The 15,609-nt window shown below is 46.3% G+C and carries 14 protein-coding genes and 1 pseudogene; 8 read left to right on the plus strand and 7 right to left on the minus strand.

The genetic code is table 11. The features are described 5' to 3' along the window. The first annotated feature begins 61 nt into the window (after positions 1 to 61). The 3 genes from U2F10_RS30125 (at position 62) to U2F10_RS30135 (ending at position 4,221) form a co-directional block, all read left to right on the plus strand. The gene (locus tag U2F10_RS30125) at positions 62 to 2,122 is read left to right on the plus strand and encodes a secretin GspD/PilQ domain-containing protein (RefSeq protein ID WP_163698579.1); all 2,061 of its coding nucleotides are present in this window, start codon (positions 62 to 64) and stop codon (positions 2,120 to 2,122) included. A 276-nt stretch (positions 2,123 to 2,398) separates the two neighbouring features. Further along, on the plus strand, positions 2,399 to 2,716 hold the full coding sequence (locus tag U2F10_RS30130) for an HU family DNA-binding protein (protein ID WP_163671673.1): 318 nt from the start codon (positions 2,399 to 2,401) through the stop codon (positions 2,714 to 2,716). A 185-nt stretch (positions 2,717 to 2,901) separates the two neighbouring features. Further along, entirely contained in the window at positions 2,902 to 4,221 is a 1,320-nt protein-coding gene (locus U2F10_RS30135; RefSeq protein ID WP_499874111.1) for an NAD-binding protein, read from the plus strand. A gap of 56 nt (positions 4,222 to 4,277) precedes the next feature. Here U2F10_RS30135 and dcd read toward each other — a convergent pair whose 3' ends face one another. Continuing rightward, entirely contained in the window at positions 4,278 to 4,871 is a 594-nt protein-coding gene (dcd, locus tag U2F10_RS30140; RefSeq protein ID WP_163664865.1) for a dCTP deaminase, read from the minus strand. Positions 4,872 to 4,922: 51 nt separating this feature from the next. Then, on the minus strand, positions 4,923 to 5,516 hold the full coding sequence (locus tag U2F10_RS30145; RefSeq protein WP_499874112.1) for a cob(I)yrinic acid a,c-diamide adenosyltransferase: 594 nt from the start codon (positions 5,514 to 5,516) through the stop codon (positions 4,923 to 4,925). A 431-nt stretch (positions 5,517 to 5,947) separates the two neighbouring features. Here U2F10_RS30145 and U2F10_RS30150 point away from each other — a divergent pair, with 431 nt between their 5' ends. Continuing rightward, positions 5,948 to 6,625 (plus strand): HAD family hydrolase, encoded by a 678-nt coding sequence (locus tag U2F10_RS30150; protein WP_163664867.1) that lies wholly within the window; start codon positions 5,948 to 5,950, stop codon positions 6,623 to 6,625. A gap of 94 nt (positions 6,626 to 6,719) precedes the next feature. Beyond that, a complete protein-coding gene (locus U2F10_RS30155; protein WP_163664869.1) occupies positions 6,720 to 7,040 on the plus strand; it encodes a hypothetical protein in 321 nt (106 codons plus the stop codon). Between the two features lie 14 nt (positions 7,041 to 7,054). Here the strand turns inward: U2F10_RS30155 and U2F10_RS30160 are convergent, their stop codons facing one another. Both U2F10_RS30160 and U2F10_RS30165 read right to left on the minus strand, forming a co-directional pair. After that, positions 7,055 to 7,969, minus strand: coding sequence for a cation diffusion facilitator family transporter (locus U2F10_RS30160; RefSeq protein ID WP_499868533.1), 915 nt, complete (start codon positions 7,967 to 7,969; stop codon positions 7,055 to 7,057). Between the two features lie 573 nt (positions 7,970 to 8,542). Beyond that, positions 8,543 to 9,370: a hypothetical protein gene (locus U2F10_RS30165; protein WP_499874114.1), complete on the minus strand. Its 828-nt coding sequence runs from the start codon at positions 9,368 to 9,370 to the stop codon at positions 8,543 to 8,545. Positions 9,371 to 9,790: 420 nt separating this feature from the next. Between U2F10_RS30165 and U2F10_RS30170 the strand changes: the two genes are divergently transcribed. Then, positions 9,791 to 10,495, plus strand: a complete 705-nt coding sequence (locus U2F10_RS30170; RefSeq protein ID WP_163668339.1) for a Crp/Fnr family transcriptional regulator — start codon at positions 9,791 to 9,793, stop codon at positions 10,493 to 10,495. A 102-nt stretch (positions 10,496 to 10,597) separates the two neighbouring features. On the opposite strand, the gene U2F10_RS30175 is transcribed toward U2F10_RS30170, so the two are convergent. From U2F10_RS30175 to U2F10_RS30185, 3 genes and pseudogenes are all read right to left on the minus strand, one after another. Further along, positions 10,598 to 12,529 (minus strand): protein kinase domain-containing protein, encoded by a 1,932-nt coding sequence (locus tag U2F10_RS30175; RefSeq protein ID WP_499874524.1) that lies wholly within the window; start codon positions 12,527 to 12,529, stop codon positions 10,598 to 10,600. 3 nt (positions 12,530 to 12,532) lie between these two features. After that, positions 12,533 to 12,637, minus strand: a pseudogene (locus U2F10_RS30180) (4-Cys prefix domain-containing protein); the annotation flags it as partial. A gap of 60 nt (positions 12,638 to 12,697) precedes the next feature. After that, complete coding sequence (locus tag U2F10_RS30185) at positions 12,698 to 13,738, minus strand: LysR family transcriptional regulator (protein ID WP_163668335.1); 1,041 nt, start codon at positions 13,736 to 13,738, stop codon at positions 12,698 to 12,700. A 303-nt stretch (positions 13,739 to 14,041) separates the two neighbouring features. Here U2F10_RS30185 and U2F10_RS30190 point away from each other — a divergent pair, with 303 nt between their 5' ends. Both U2F10_RS30190 and U2F10_RS30195 read left to right on the plus strand, forming a co-directional pair. Continuing rightward, positions 14,042 to 14,779 carry a hypothetical protein gene (locus U2F10_RS30190; protein WP_163668333.1) on the plus strand — a complete coding sequence of 246 codons (738 nt, stop codon included), beginning with the start codon at positions 14,042 to 14,044 and terminating at the stop codon, positions 14,777 to 14,779. A gap of 115 nt (positions 14,780 to 14,894) precedes the next feature. Further along, positions 14,895 to 15,374 (plus strand): 2Fe-2S iron-sulfur cluster-binding protein, encoded by a 480-nt coding sequence (locus U2F10_RS30195; RefSeq protein ID WP_006517953.1) that lies wholly within the window; start codon positions 14,895 to 14,897, stop codon positions 15,372 to 15,374. The last annotated feature ends 235 nt before the right edge of the window (positions 15,375 to 15,609 follow it).

Below are 15,609 nucleotides of genomic sequence, written 5' to 3' on the forward strand. Positions count from 1 at the left end.
CAATTTCAAAATTCCATCCCTAGGCATTGACGTACGCTAACTAAGATTTAAGGAGTGAACTGTGAAACGCTTTTTCAAACTCGGAAGTTTAATTGCTGGCGGAGCTATCAGCGTCCTCACAGCCCAGTCTGCTGAAGCTGCTGCTACAGCCATTCAAGACGTTGAACTTAACGTAACTAAAACTGGCATGGAGTTGCTGCTTTCAACTAAAGGCGGTGATACTCCTCAAATCTTTGCTGTCAATCGCGATAATGTGCTACAGGCAGACATCACGAATGCTCAGTTGACGTTACCTAGCAGCAAGGCCTATACCAAGCAGAACCCTGCATCGACGATCAAGTCGATTCAATTAGAGACCCTTAATGATAACACTGTGAGGTTAACTATTAAGGGCAATGACACGGCTCCAGTGGCTGACTTGCAAAAGATTGATGGTCAAGGCTTGCTCGTAAGTCTTGATACACGCCCCAATGCTATCCCCAAGCCTACAGAGCTACCCGAATCCATTGAAACCGTCACCGATGAGACTCTGCTACCCACCCATATCGCCCAGGCAGACACAGATACGCCGGAAACAGATACACCGGATATCTTAGTCCCCAATCCCGAAGTCATCATCGATGGTGAAGTTGTACCAACTCCCTCAGTCAACGTTGCACCGCCATTTTTACCCCAGGCTGTTCCACCTCCGGTGGGTGATATTTCGGTATCTGAAATCAATTCTGGCCTAGATGTTATTGATCTAGGTACGGCTGAGCGGGTTCCCCGTTTAGTACTGAGAGATGCAACTGCCCGTGAAGCACTATCACTATTGGCTCGTGCAGCAGGCCTGAACCTAGCGTTCACCGAGGCTGGTGCAGATGGCGAAGGTGCTGCAGAGGCAGAGACTAAGGTGACTCTGGATATAGAAGATGAGCCTGTGCAAAATGTCTTCAACTATGTTTTGCAAATTTCTGGCCTTGAGGCCAACCGTGTCGGTAGAACTATTTTTGTTGGACCCCGTTTACCTCAAGCTGCACGTAACGTAAACATACGCAGTGTTCGTCTCAACCAGGTGGATGTTGCAACGGCGATTAACTTCTTGGTCTTCATGGGCGCTGAGAGTGCGTTCACTGATCAGCAGGAGATTACTGAGGTTGTGGCCACGACTGATGTGGGTGAAGTCGAGGAAGTTGAAAGAACTGAACTAGAAACCGAAGTTGAGATTCTGCGGGCAGAATATGAAGACTCTGCACCTTTGCTGCGCGGTTTAGAGGTGATTGGCGATGAGCGGACTAGTTCCGTAACCTTGGTGGGTACTCCACGCCAGATCGAAATTGCTACCGCTCAGCTGGTACAGCTTGATCTTCGTCGTCGTCAGGTAGCTGTCAACGTAAGGGTGATCGATGTTGACCTCAGTGCCATAGAAGAGGTTGATACTAGCCTTAGCTTTCGTGCAGGGGATTTTGGGTTTGAGGTTGATAATGGAAACGCTAGCTTTGGTATAAGGAATTTAGCGCAGCTGGCCACAAGCTTCTTTTTGGATATTGATGCCCAAATTAGAAATGGCCATGCCAAGATTATTACCGATCCCACATTGATTGTTCAGGAAGGACAAGATGCTGCCATTACTCTAGTTGAGCAGGTTGTAAGCAGCATTACAGTGAATTTCACAAACACTGATCCTCCGCGGCAAACTAACACTGTTAACTTCGAGGACGTTGGTTTGACACTACAGATTCTTATCGACCGCATTGACGATAATGGATTTGTCAACATGACGGTAGCGCCAAGTATTTCATCTCCACTGGCTGATATTGATCTAGGAGGAGACCAGGGACTAGTGACCCCAATTTCGACCAGAGCTTTGTCATCTGGGCAAATTAGAGTTCGAGATGGACAAACGTTACTGCTATCAGGCATTATTCAAGAGACTGATCGCGTCACAGTCAGTAAAGTTCCAATTCTGGGTGATTTACCCCTAATTGGTGCTTTATTTAGAGATACACAAAATGAAGATGAACGCCGTGAACTAATTGTTTTGGTTACACCCCAGATTTTGGATGACTCTGATGAGAGTGTCTTTGGCTATAGCTATACACCTGGGGAAGATGTGCGGGAATTGTTAGGAGAAGACGAGTAGTTTACGTTAGCCTCTGTAACATTTTTGTAAAATCTCTGAAGACCTTATTTTTTAGGGTTTTCAGAGATTTTTCTGCTTTAAAATGTATCTTTTGTGAGGACAGATCCTATGAATTTTCCTAAAAATCGCTGAAATCCATATAAATTCAATGTTTTATAGATCCATACTGACAAAGTACCCCTTAGAATAGGGCAGAGAAAACATGGGGCCTCAGGGGTTTCAGCGATCTGTTGAGATTTTCCTTATGTTTTTCGACTTGTTTGTCCAACCATGGACATGGTTCATTCATTGGTTTTAATCTGCGAGGAGACGAAGATGAATAAAGGTGAACTTGTGGACAAGGTGTCTGAAAAGGCCTCTGTTACTAAAAAGCAGGCTGATGCAGTCATCTCTGCAGCGGTTGAGTCTATTATGGAAGCGGTTGCCGATGGCGAGAAGGTAACACTGGTAGGGTTTGGCTCTTTTGAGCCTCGCCACCGCAAAGAACGTGAGGGCCGTAACCCGAAAACTGGCGATACTATGGTTATCCCAGCTACTACTGTGCCCGCATTTTCGGCAGGTAAGCTATTCAAGGAAATGGTTGCTAAAAAGTAAGCTGGTCAAAAGTAATTAGAAAATTATTAATAGTGTCGTTACGACTTTGCGTATTGGCAGTGTTATTGTCAGAAATTATTCTGCAACTACACTCAAACCGCTTTTAGTTGTAGCGGCACTTCTTTTTAGCTGTCTTAAAGGTTGTTTGTAATACAAAGCAATGTGACAGACGTTGATGGGACAGTATGGCAATCTACGACACAGATTATGACTTGGCGATTTTTGGGGGTAGTCTCAGCAGTCGGATGGCTGCTTGTACTGCAGCTCAAAAAGGTGCTCGGGTCGCTTTGATCGCGCCGCACTGGCAGATTAGTGATATGACTCGATACACCTTGGCAGCACTTAGCTATGCTGGGTCTACTTCAACACCAAAGAAACGTTGGGCTTTTTGGCGTGATTGGGTTGCTTTGCAATGTGCCCATACAGTTCTTTCTCCTGCGGCACTTAACTCCCAAGGTGTGGATGTAATCCTTGAACCGGCTAGTTTCACACGAGGGCGACGGTTGAAACTAGCAAATCGTTATCTTAAGGCAAAGGGATATTTGCTAACGGATGGTTATGCCACATCAGGTCCCATGGCGACTGGTCTCTTATGCCATCAGTTAGCAAAACTTGAGACACTTCCTAAAAGCATTGGCGTGATTGGATATGGTGCAACAGCTCTGGAATGGGCCTATGCTTTGAGTCATCATGCCAAGGTCGTTCTCATTTTGCAAGATCGGTCGCTTTTACCAGCGGAAGATGAAGATATTCAACGTCTTGCTGCGGCTCAGCTTCGGAGCATAGGTGTTAAGGTCATTTTCTCGCATAATTCCCCTGGATCTGATGAGTGCCAGTTTAAGGCGGAAAAATTTAATGTTGAGCAATTGGTGATTGTACCTCAGCCCTATGCCTGGGAGACGCTGGCTTTAAGCAATGTTGGTATTGCTTCAGATGTTCCCATGGCGGTTAATGTCTGTCTGCAAACACAATGGTCTCAGCTTTATGTGACTGGCAGTAGTCTGGGGGGAGAGAATCGTCCTGAGTTGACCCAGCAAGAAATAAGTATTGCTTTGGTCAATGCCTTGTTTGGGCGACGATTAACGATGCAATATGAGCGGGTGTTGTATGGAATTAATTTATTGTCCCCCATTGGCCGCTGGGGTTTGACGGAGCGCCAGGCGAGACGATGTTATGGGCGTGATGTGCAGATATTTCAGGCATTTTGTCTGCCAGTGATGGCTGAAAATGTTGCACAGATTAATTTTTGCAAACTTATTATCTTAGGTCAGCAGATTATTGGGATGCATCTGACGGGGGATGGGGCTCCTACATTGGCAGCAGCTTTGGGTAACAAACCTGATATGCAGACCTTGAGCCCATGGATAACTGCTAGTTTTAGACCTGGCACATTGCTGGATGTTATTTATCAAGCGATTGATCAATGGAAACATTGCCGTTGGTGTGAAGGGCAATGGCGACGAGATGGGGCTGAGAATTGGTTTAACTTCCGGCGTTCGTTGTAGAGGCGTTCCATGGAACGCCTCTACAACGAACCGTCTCTATATATAGTATCGGTTAACTAAACCCGCGCCAGGGTGACCATTTCTGATTGATCCTGATACTTACCCTGGCGAGTTTCATAGCTAATTTGGCAAGGATCCCCTTCCAAAAATAAAAGCTGCACGACGCCCTCATTGGCGTAGATACGGCAGTCTGCGCTGGAGGAGTTGGAAAACTCTAATGTAAGGTAACCACGCCAGCCGGCTTCGGCTGGTGTCAGGTTAGCGATAATCCCGCAGCGGGCATAGGTACTTTTGCCGATACAAATAGTAGTAATGTTGTCGGGAATCGCAAGTCGCTCTAGGGCTACTCCCAAGCCGTAGGAATGGGCAGGCAATATGAAATAGCTGCCGGATTCATCACGTTGCAGCTGAGTGAGCTCCAAGTTTTCTGGATTAAAGTGTTTAGGGTCGATGACCGTGCCTGGTATATGACGGAAAATCCGAAATTCTTTAGGTGATAAGCGGATGTCGTATCCAAAAGAAGATAGTCCGTAGCTGATGACGGGCACGTTGGCACCATTTAGGTCTACCCGTCGCACTAGTTTGGTTTCAAAGGGCGCAATCATGCCCTCTTTGGCCATGGTGTTGATCCAAGCATCATTTTTGATCATTGTTTACGACTCACGACTCACCATATGGAAATGGGCTTGATTGCCTTTTGACTAGGGCAAAAACTCACGGCGGAACTCAGTGACCTGATCGGCCATTGACAGAATTGAATAGGGCATCTTAGGGCCTGTCAAAATGATATCCATTTGAGTGGGGCGGTGCTTAAGTAAATCGAGTACCTCTGCTTCGGGAATTAAACCGTATTCAATGGCAAGGCTGAGCTCATCTAGCATGACCAAACCATATTGATCGCTTTGTACAACTGACTTGACATGGGACCACAGCTCACCTACTGCCCTTTGGGCATCGGCATCTTCTGTAGTTTCAAAAATGCAACCAGCGTACCCGCAGCGTAACCAGTCTAAGTTTTGCCCCATGTGGGTCATGTGACCTGGACCTTGGTCAATACCGCCTTTGAGAAACTGAGCTACTAGTACCGTCATACCTTGGTCTGCAGAGTGCAGGGCTTGAACCATGACATTGGTAAAAAAGCTGCGATGAACAGATGTAAATACCCGTATTGATCCTTCAAGGGCTTGTAAAAATGGGTGACGCTCCCCGCTGGCAATGTTTTGGGAAACATCAGGAACAGGCGAGAGGCGGGATGGGCGGCGGGCATTCTGATCTACCCTCAGCTGTTGAACCATAAAACGCTATATCTAGTAGCACTTTCTCAGTAGAGCCCTAAATATAGCGCATACCTGACAGATTTAAGCAGCTACTTAACATGATGATTTTCTTGCAAAGATAATGATACTCACCACTGGTGATGGATGCCCCAACCTTGCATAGCTCAGGCTTAGTGCTATATAGACTATATAGTTAAAATGTACTATCTGATGGGAGGGAGAATCTACGTTGCGAAAGCTGGGGACGCTAAAGCCACCACGGCCACCAGGGTAAGAGTTGCGATCGCAATCACCACGCTAGCTCTATCTGCTTTAATCCGTTTTTTCATCGTTCAAGTCTCGTAGGTCGCTATCGTAACACAGGGTTTGAGGATAGCCACGACACAGCTCTCAACGGCTAACCCACGCTATGGTCGAAGAGTTATATCGTTTTTTAGAACGCCACTCCAATGTTAAAAGCAGTTTTATTTGACTTAGATGGCACCCTGGCCAACACCGATCCAATTCACTTCCAAGTGTGGCAGACATTGCTGGCATCCCATGACATGGTCGTCGACCAGGAATTTTATGATCGCTTTATCAGCGGGCGTCTTAACCCTGATATTGTGCAAGATCTCTTACCGCAGCTTTCAGTGGAAGCAGGAGTAGCTTTTATTGCTGATAAAGAAGCTCAGTTTCGAGAAATGGCCGCGAATCAACTCCAGCGGATGCCAGGGCTGACCGACTTTCTTCACTCCATTGAGCAGAAAGGATATGCCATTGCCCTAGTGACAAATGCCCCCCGCCCCAATGCGGAATTTATGCTGAAAACCCTGGCCTTAAACGGTGTTTTTGATCCTATTGTCATTGCGGATGATTTACCTAAAGGTAAGCCTGATCCGCTTCCTTATCAAACTGCATTAGAGCAGTTGAGGCTGCTTCCAGATGAGGCAATTGTGTTTGAAGATTCTCCCACGGGTGTTCAGGCAGCGACTGCGGCGGGCATTCCCACTATTGGCGTGACGTCTACCCATAGCGACACGATCCTATGTCAATTAGGAGCCCAGTGTACGATTGCAGATTTTACCGATAGCCGATTGCTGGCCTATGTTGGCGATCCGGATGTGGCAGGTACAGCATCAAGATAGCGCTTAGAACGTTTGTCAGGGCCAGTCAATGATGAGTTGCAAGGACGTCCCAGACTCTTAGATGCTAGGAAGGGATTAGTTATGGATTTCCATTATGAGCAACGCTTCTGAACATTCGCCTGAGTCACAGACGGTCCAAGACCGTTTAGTGAATTTGCGTCAACTAGCGCAAGCATTTCCTAAGGAACAGCGGGAAGATGTCCTGCTAGAACTTGATGACCTCAGCACAGATCTAACCCATACGGATGGTTCTAGCTTGCAAACCCTCCACAAAAGGCTTAAACGGCTGGCTGCCATTGCCATGATGGCCCGTATGTTTGCTACGAATAACCAGCAGGTAATTGAAGAGTTTGCCAGTAATTTAGTCGAGCTGACCAATGCAACGAAGATTGGCGGGGGAGATAGTGAAGAGTAGGAGTGGGGGTAGGGCTAGTAATAATTTCTAGCGGGGGGTGGTGTGTAGGCCTGTTCTACCCAAATCTGGGTATTTACTGGTCCATAATGCTGGCGTAACGCATTTTCCACACGTTCACCGATAGTGTGGGACATGGCTAAAAATTCTGGATGAACGGCCAGATAAAGTTCGATCCAAACTTGGCGACCGACCATGCCCCGTGACCGAATGAGATTGCATCGGGTGACCCCCTCTACGCTAGTCGCTACCTGGGCAATCGCTTCAGGTGCAATGGCAGTGGGACGTAACAATGTGGGTAGTTGGGTGTCTAGGACGCGCCAGAAGCTGTGAAGGGTGAAGATGATAAGTGCGATCGCAAGCAGTGGATCGAGCCAAGTATAACCACGCCAGATACCTACCAAGCTTAACAGCATTATGATGCTGAGCCAGCCATCGCCTAAGACATGTTGTGTCGTGAGTTTAAGGGCCAAACTATTTAGATATCTGCCTTGGTAAGACACCAATAAAGCTAACGTTAAGGCAATGGCTACCATGGCAGCCATCAACTGCATCAGCGCTACGGTCACTTCTACTGGAAAAGGAGTCGTAATCTTTTGCATTGCTAGTTGAAATTGCCCTAAAGCAACGATTAATAGGCTGACGCCAAAGAACCCTAACGTAGCTGCTAAAATTAATGCCCCTCCTGCTTCTCCTCGACCATGGCCCCATATTTCGCGTCCTAATGGACGATGCGGTGAAGCGACCGCTGTCAAACTTAGAGCCGTGCTAAATACATCAATCAGAGTGTGGAGTGATTCTGCTAATAGACATACAGAATGACTGACCCAACCCGCTATGACCTCAATTGTCAAAATCACTAAATTAGCCCAGAGCATCATGAGCAATAGGCGGTAGCATGTTTGCCTTTGTTGCCCAGCATCTATGAACATGGGGGATTTTCTTTCAAGTTGAATGTGGGGTTAGCCATGATTTTCCCTACCGAACGCTATCAGTCAAGATGTCGTATGAGCCATGAACATTGGATCCTACCTATAGGAAACAATAAAAAAGCTACTGATTTAACCAGTAGCTAGAGTAAATATAGTAAGAATAGACCTGATGCCCCTAAATTAATTTCAGGTCTGACAGGCAAAGACATCACGAGCCGATGCCATCGCTCATCATATGTTTCTCAAACGTCTGTAACTTGCTGACAAAAGCAGACAGAAACTTCAGCTCAATATTCAGACAATACGAATAGCTATACGAGTCCTTGACAGCAGTTTAGAAAAGTTGGTTGCAGCGAATGCTTTTCTAAATCTTTTAAGAAGGATGTGGGAGAAGCAAGTGCATCTGATTGACTAATTGAAAATTTTAAAAGCAGAAAGGGTACCGACGACTGGCCGTGTTTCGTCTCGGTACCCTCACTGGTTCGCTCCTCACACACATCCATATGTTAGGGCACATCGTGGACTTTGTCATCCCCCCGTGGCAGGTTTGCATAGGTTAGATATCTAGAGTACCTACAATCGTTCAGCTAGTTGGTAGCCTAATCTGCCGTTCACAGACTGTTTCAAGACAATTCGAGTTGATTCTAGCCAAGGTCTAAGGGCAAAGACTTCTGGTGATTGATTGATTGGCGTAGTGCAGGCTGCTAATGCCAGGACAAGCTGTTGAACCTGTCGCAAAAGCTGAGGTGAGGTTGTCTGATGCCATCGATCGCAGATATCCAACAAACAATGAATCAGATCTTGTAAAGGAGACCAGGAAGTTTGAAATGTTTCCGTTGGGCCCCTTTCGATGCTCCTTGCAGCGCTTCTTGTAGTTAAAAAATCGCGCTGATGATCACGGGTTTGCCATCGACAGCACAGCTCATAAGCAGATTGCAGTTGCCATAGGTCTTCAGGCGTAATCGGCCAAGGCGATGGTGCCAAGGGCAGTATCCACTGTTCTAGCTGCTGTTGCCACTGTGCCATTCCTCGCTGAGAAATGACGAACTCCAACCAACCATCCCTGGTCTTATGAACACTAGACCATAGGGGTGGAGTGGTTTGTTGGCGTAAGATCGATAACAGCATATTTGCGATGTCATCGCTTGGCTGCTGCCAGATTGTCGCCAACTTCCGTGAAATTGCAGAAATGTATGTAACTGTTCCGTTACAGTTAACTTTTTTTAAGGGAATATTCTGATGACAAATCTGTGTGGTTTTACCGATGCTTAACAAAACTGCTGAATACCTAAGGTGAGTATGAAGGTTTAATCTAGGTACATCTTGATTGATGGGATTAAGAACTTCAATCGAGGAAGCTAGATTAGACTGCAATGTCCGTTTTAACGAAAACCATGTCATATTTGTAATAGTCAAAGTAAGTAGGACAGACCCGACTCTGTTCAGGCCTTTTTAGCTTTACTGAAGGTTAATGGTTGTATTTCAATCATCTACTTCAATAAAAGCTGAAGTAAATATAAAGAAATCAATTTTAGGATGCCAACCAGGTTAGTCGTTTGTATTAATGTACTTGACATGTTTGTTCCGTATACTGATCGTGGTTTTACGGTTGACAGATATGGTGGTTCCTTGGTAGTTGACATAGAGCTTTAAATTACTTCTTTTTAATTTACATAAATGATTACTTTCAGGGCGTATCGATAACTGGAATTTTCTTTAATCGGAAGCTTTCCAGGTTGTTTGTTTTGTCTACAAACTCTATGGCTTGACACTAGGTAAATGACACTATCTGAATTATCGACAACTTCCAGCACCTCCTCCATGTCCTCATCTATCCCATCAGATGACGCTCGGCCATTTCATGTATGGCAACGCATTCTGGATTGGGCGCAAGAGCACTATCGATGCCGCACTTTTAGTAAAGATGAGAGGATTCCGACACGCCCTGGACTGCTTTATTTAGTGCAACAGGGAGCTGTGCGCTTAGTTGGAAGCGCTCAGGTTAGCGCCACGCTAAAGCAGCAGAAGAGTTCATCTGCCAGAGTCCCCTTGGTGGCAGCTGAAGAAGCATTCCTAGGGTTTGTCGGTGCAGGTCAGCCGTTTGAGATCGTTGCGCAGCCACCATTTACCCTGCAAAGTTTTTCCCATGTAGATCAAACAACTATCGTTTGGCTTTACTGGAACGATTTGGACACGTGGCCTCATTTTCGTCGTGAGGTGCTAGACGCATTTCGTCGTCAGCACCAGCGTAAATTGCTTTGGTTAAGTACTTTGGGGCAGCGTCGTACCATCGATCGCCTGCTTGGTTTTCTAACTCTACTGGTTGATGAGTACGGTGAGCCCTGTGAAAATGGCTATTACCTGCCCTTCCCATTAACCCATGCTCAAATTGGTAGTGCTATCGGTTCAACCCGAGTAACCGTCACACGTCTGATGGGCAAATTGCGTCAGCGGGGTCTAATTCAGAGTCATGGGGAAAATTTGATTAGTATTCCTTTTAGTGCCAGCCTCAAGCAACAGGGATAAGAGCTGAGTTTATTTTTATTTGCCAAAACGTAGGGGGGTGCATGCACCCCCCTACGTTTTGGTGTTTCTAGAATTTGTGGAGCTTGGCACGGTTCCTTAGGATTATTGCAGGCGTGCAAACCCTACGCTGCTTAAAGCGGCTTGACCTTCATCCGATAAAATTAGCTCTGCATAGGCTTGGCCAATGGGCTTATCGATATTTGACACAATATAAATTTGACGCGTTAGAGGATAGTTTCCTGACTCAAATCCCTTTAGGTTGGGGTGATTGCGCTGATTAGGGCAGTTTTGTAAATCAATATAGGGGAGTTGATACGGAGGCTGTTGATTGATGGAGAGCGGTTTGACCGTACACTGACCTATGACTTCTGGAGCCGATGCAAAATAAATAGCGCCTGGTGTGTTAGCTGTGAGACGAATCGCTTCCGTCGTGTTATTGCTGCGTTGTACCTGAGTACTTAGGGCTTCTCCATTCAGCACGGTTTGGCTAAAAAACATCACGGTGCCACCTGCATCATCACGGGAAATGGGTACAACGGGAAGATCAGGGCCACCGAGTTGTTGCCAATTATTGACACGGCCAGTGTAGATATCCCGGAGGTCAGCCTGACTCAAATTTGAAAGTGGTAACGTTGGGTGGGTAACGACGGCAACCCCTTCAATGGCCACAGGAATTTCTTGTAACGCTATACCCTGTTGGTGGGCCTGTTGCTTGTCGGCTTGAGTGAGAGGGCGCGATGTCTGGGCAAAATCTAGTTCACCCTTGATCAGCATTTGAATACCAGCAGACGACCCTGGCGCTTGATTGCTGGGTGCTTGGTAGGTTAGTTGTAACCCCGGAATAGCCTGCTGTAGCTGAGGATCAATGATGCCTCGAATGGGAGCCCAAGTGGTGCTACCACCATAGGTGAATTGCCCGGTTGGTACATCGACATCTGCAAATTTTTCTGCTGGCTTGATGTCGGATAGCTGTGATGTTGGGGTGTTAAACAGACCCTTTTGTTTTATCCACCAACCTCCTCCAGTTACCAATGCGACGAGTAGAGCCAGACCGAGCATCCATGGCCGTATGACTCCTGGTTTGGTTTGGCGAGTTGAAACAGGGTTTGGGGAGGCTGCTGTGTTGAGTGGCTGAGGTGGTGACGGTGACGTCGGTGTTTGGGGCGCAGGTGTCGCTGCACCAGATACCGAATGACTGATGCTGGGCATCAAGACATCTAAGGCGGCCTGGGCACTGTGATATCGATCTTGAGGACTAGCACTTAGTAGTTTGGTGATGACATGGTCCAGATTTTTGTCTTCAAGGGTGATGTATTTTTGCCAAAGCCACTCGCTGCTATAGCTATCAAATAGATCTGCTGTTTCTTGGCCAGTCAATAAAATAATGCAGGTAACGGCTAAGGAATAGAGATCGGACGCTGGAAAAACTTGTCCACCAGTAACCTGCTCGGGAGGTGCGTAGCCTGTGGTGTAGATGCCTGTTGAACGATTTGATGCAGCGGCTCCAGTGACCTGTTTGACTGCTCCGAAATCTAACAAATACAGCTGATTATCAACTGTTTTCATAATGTTAGAAGGTTTGATATCGCGATGAATAGCTCCGTTACTATGGACAAAATCCAGGACTTTTAAAATAGAGATGAGGATAGCTTTAACTGCCCTTTCGGGTAAGGTGCCGCGCCGATCGAGAATTTGGTCTAAGTCTTCACCATCAATAAATTCTTGGACCAGGTAAAAGTATTCTTCATCCTGACCCGATGATGGAGATTTCACCACGATGGGGAAATAGGCGTAGAGATCGGGAATTTGTGGATGTTGATTTCCTAGACGCTCTAGGACCTCAGCCTCACGGGCAAAGAGCTTCTGAGCAATCTTTAATTGTTGTTGGTTGAGTTGGGCTGATGGTTGAAATAGCTTGACAACGCAGGGACGTAAGGTGGGGGTGTCGCGATCGCACGCATAATAAGCTGACCCAAACCCCCCTTGACCTAAAAGTCGCTGTGGCAAATACCGTCCTCTTAAAATTAACGGCATGCCACAGCTCGTGCAAAAGAGCTGAGACGCTGTTTGAAGCGAATCCTTTAGGTTTGGATGGAAGTTAACTGGTCGAGAACAGCCGGGTCTAGTGCAGTGTAATTGCATGGAGCAGCAACGTGACGACGTATTCAAGTGGCAACGCCCAAGAATAAGCTTAACTAAAGCTTAATTGCTCTCTTCAACAGGTTTTTGGTCTACTTGCTTGCCGTTGGTATCTGCTTTAGCGGGTGCTGCCTGATTTCCCCCATTTTTCTTGCGATCAGAGCGCTGATCAAAGTCAATTTCCCGGTTTGTAAACTGAGGCAGAATCTCCTTGGTAAAAGCTCCAGCTGCCGTTGAGCGATAGCGATTGGGATTAAAAATCACCGATAGGGTGCGTTTGACTACGACCGAGTCAATTTTGGCTCGATGCAATACTCCCATCTGTAATTCTTTCTCAATGGCTGAGATTGAGACAAAGGCCACTCCCAGCCCAGACTGAACGGCGTTTTTAATGGCCTCAATGGAGTTCAGTTCCATTTCGGTTCTTAGCCGCCGGGTTTCAATGCCGCACCGGGTGAGTACCTGGTCGATTACCTTACGAATAGTAGATTGGGAATCGAGGGAAATAAATTTTAGTTTGTAGAGATCTTCTCGCTGAATCGCTTGACTACTGGCCAGTGGATGGAAGACAGGCATAATCAACGCCAGTTCGTCTTCAGCGTAGGGGATAATTTCCAGCGAATCCTGTAGTTCTGGAGGGACTTCACCCCCAATAATCGCCAGGTCAATCTGGCCATTGCCGACACTCCAAGAGGTGCGGCGAGTGGAATGCACATGAAGCTGTACCGCCACATCTGGATAGCGTTGACGAAACAGGCCAATCATCCTTGGTAGTAGATAGGTGCCTGTGGTTTGGCTGGCCCCCACAATCAGAGTGCCCCCCTGTAGTTTTTGCAAATCCTCAATGGCGCGACAGGTCTCTTGGCAAAGACTGAGGATGCGATCGCCATATTCCAGCAACAAATATCCCGCTTCAGTGAGCTGTGCTCTCCTACCACCACGGTCAAATAGAGGGACATCCAACTGACGCTCTAAATTTTGTACCTGCAGGCTAACGGCAGGCTGAGATACATACAGACTATCGGCAGCTCGCTTGAAACTACCCTCTGCCGCAATCGCCTTTAGAATGCGCAGTTGATCTAACGTAAACGGGAGGTCAGACATAACGGTTAGGGTGTTAACGCCGGTATTTCAAGCAAAATCCGTGGCACGATCAATAAGGGCCTCTACTAAATAAGAGCACTTTAAAGTATCTAACAAATAGAGCTACCCTGTCGCTGCTTAACACACTTACTAGCACGTTAAAGTCCACAGGATACGTAGATCATTCATTCCTTATGAGGGGAGAATAACTCAAAACGTTAGCTAAAGTATTTTTTGTGAGGAAAACTTTTAAAGCTTGTCAATGAGTTTACCGATTTTATTGAACGTTTGTGGTCATATTCTATCTGCTCTAGTCTTGCTTATATGCAGTTCCAATTAATTCAAAATTTTCTAGACCTGCCCGGTATTATTGGTTTTAGTCTGGTGCCTTTAAATGACACCTCCAATCACGCTTATAGCGTTGGCTTTCCTCAAGGGAACGGGCCTGATAAAAATCCCCTACTGCTACAAGGAATTCAACAGATTATCAAGACAACGCCCACCTCGCTAGAATTTTGTGCATTTCAATTTGGGTCGTATCAGGTGGAGTTGCACAAGGTTGAGAGCGGAGCTGTCTTACTAGTTTTTAGTGAAGGTGCACTCTCTAGCCAGTATTCGAAGTCGGTCAGTGAGCTAATGCAGTTCATTAAAGCTGACTATTTAGCGTTAGTTGAGAGCATACAGTCCATTCATGCCGACAATGTAACTCCTGCCACAACATTCTCTGCACAGCGGCAAACAGCTAGTGTTGATGATGTTGTAGCGGCGATGAATAGTCTTAGTCAGGTAACGAGTCGATATTTAGGCACGCAATTGGTGGCTAATCATTGGCGCACCTATCAATCCCAGGACATGGTCTGGCTGAAGAAATTTTGTATTTCCGTTGATGGCACGATCAGTGTGAAGGATGTAGATTCAAAACTTTCGCCGGAACAGCTCACAGAGATTCGTCTGTGGACTCAGCGATTTCATCAGCGATGTACCCGTATTATTCGAGATTACGACGTATTAGTGGAGCAGACACTACCTAAAGAGCACTGGCAGCTGCTGTTTGGTGGATAACTTTTGTTTTGCGGATATTAGTGACGGTAAACCAAACACTGAGTCAATTTTAAACACTTGCCAGTCACTATGTTTACGTGAATAGTGGAAACTTTTGCCCGATATTTAAACACCTATGGTAAAGACAGTTCGGTTAGAACCGATTGCCCAGGAGAGTGCCGTTGAAACTAACGGCAACCTGTTATCGGTCTTATTACATCAAGAGTTAACTGTATTAAAGGAATGTGGCGGACGAGGTATGTGTGCTACCTGCCACGTTTATGTCAATGAAGGCATGGATGAATTGACCCCCATCAGTCGACGGGAGCAACGTACCCTAGCAATTATTACTTCCTGTAGAGCCAATTCTCGTTTAGCCTGTCAAGCTCGGGTGAAGGGGAATGGTGTAGTGGTGGAGTTACCCCCTGGCATGTACGTCAACTCCATCAAGGACATTGAGTCTCTGATTGGTCGTCGAGCCGACCAAGACTTACTGCACCCTTTGACTGGTGCCGTGCTGGTAGAACAGGGCAAATTAATTACCCGGTCGATGTTACGCAAAATTGCAAATGGTGCCGATTTAAACCTGAACGAGTATTTCAACCACAGTACCTAGAATGTAGGTATCTGGTAGACGGCACTATGTAGGCAGGTCCCTGTATTGCTTAGATTATTTTGTAACGATATGTTTACGCCCATAGTCTTCAAGGTCTTTTTGAGAAAGACAATTTAATATCTTTATTAAAAGATTTAGTATCTTATTGAGCTTTCTAGGTAAACAGCACCCTTTAGTATGGGTTTAATTGAGGGCTCGGCCAGATAATACTTGATGTGGCTGCTTGTATTTTTAG

Source organism: Leptothoe sp. EHU-05/26/07-4, from assembly GCF_043421015.1.
GTDB classification, from domain to species: Bacteria; Cyanobacteriota; Cyanobacteriia; order Phormidesmidales; family Phormidesmidaceae; genus Leptothoe; species Leptothoe turfae.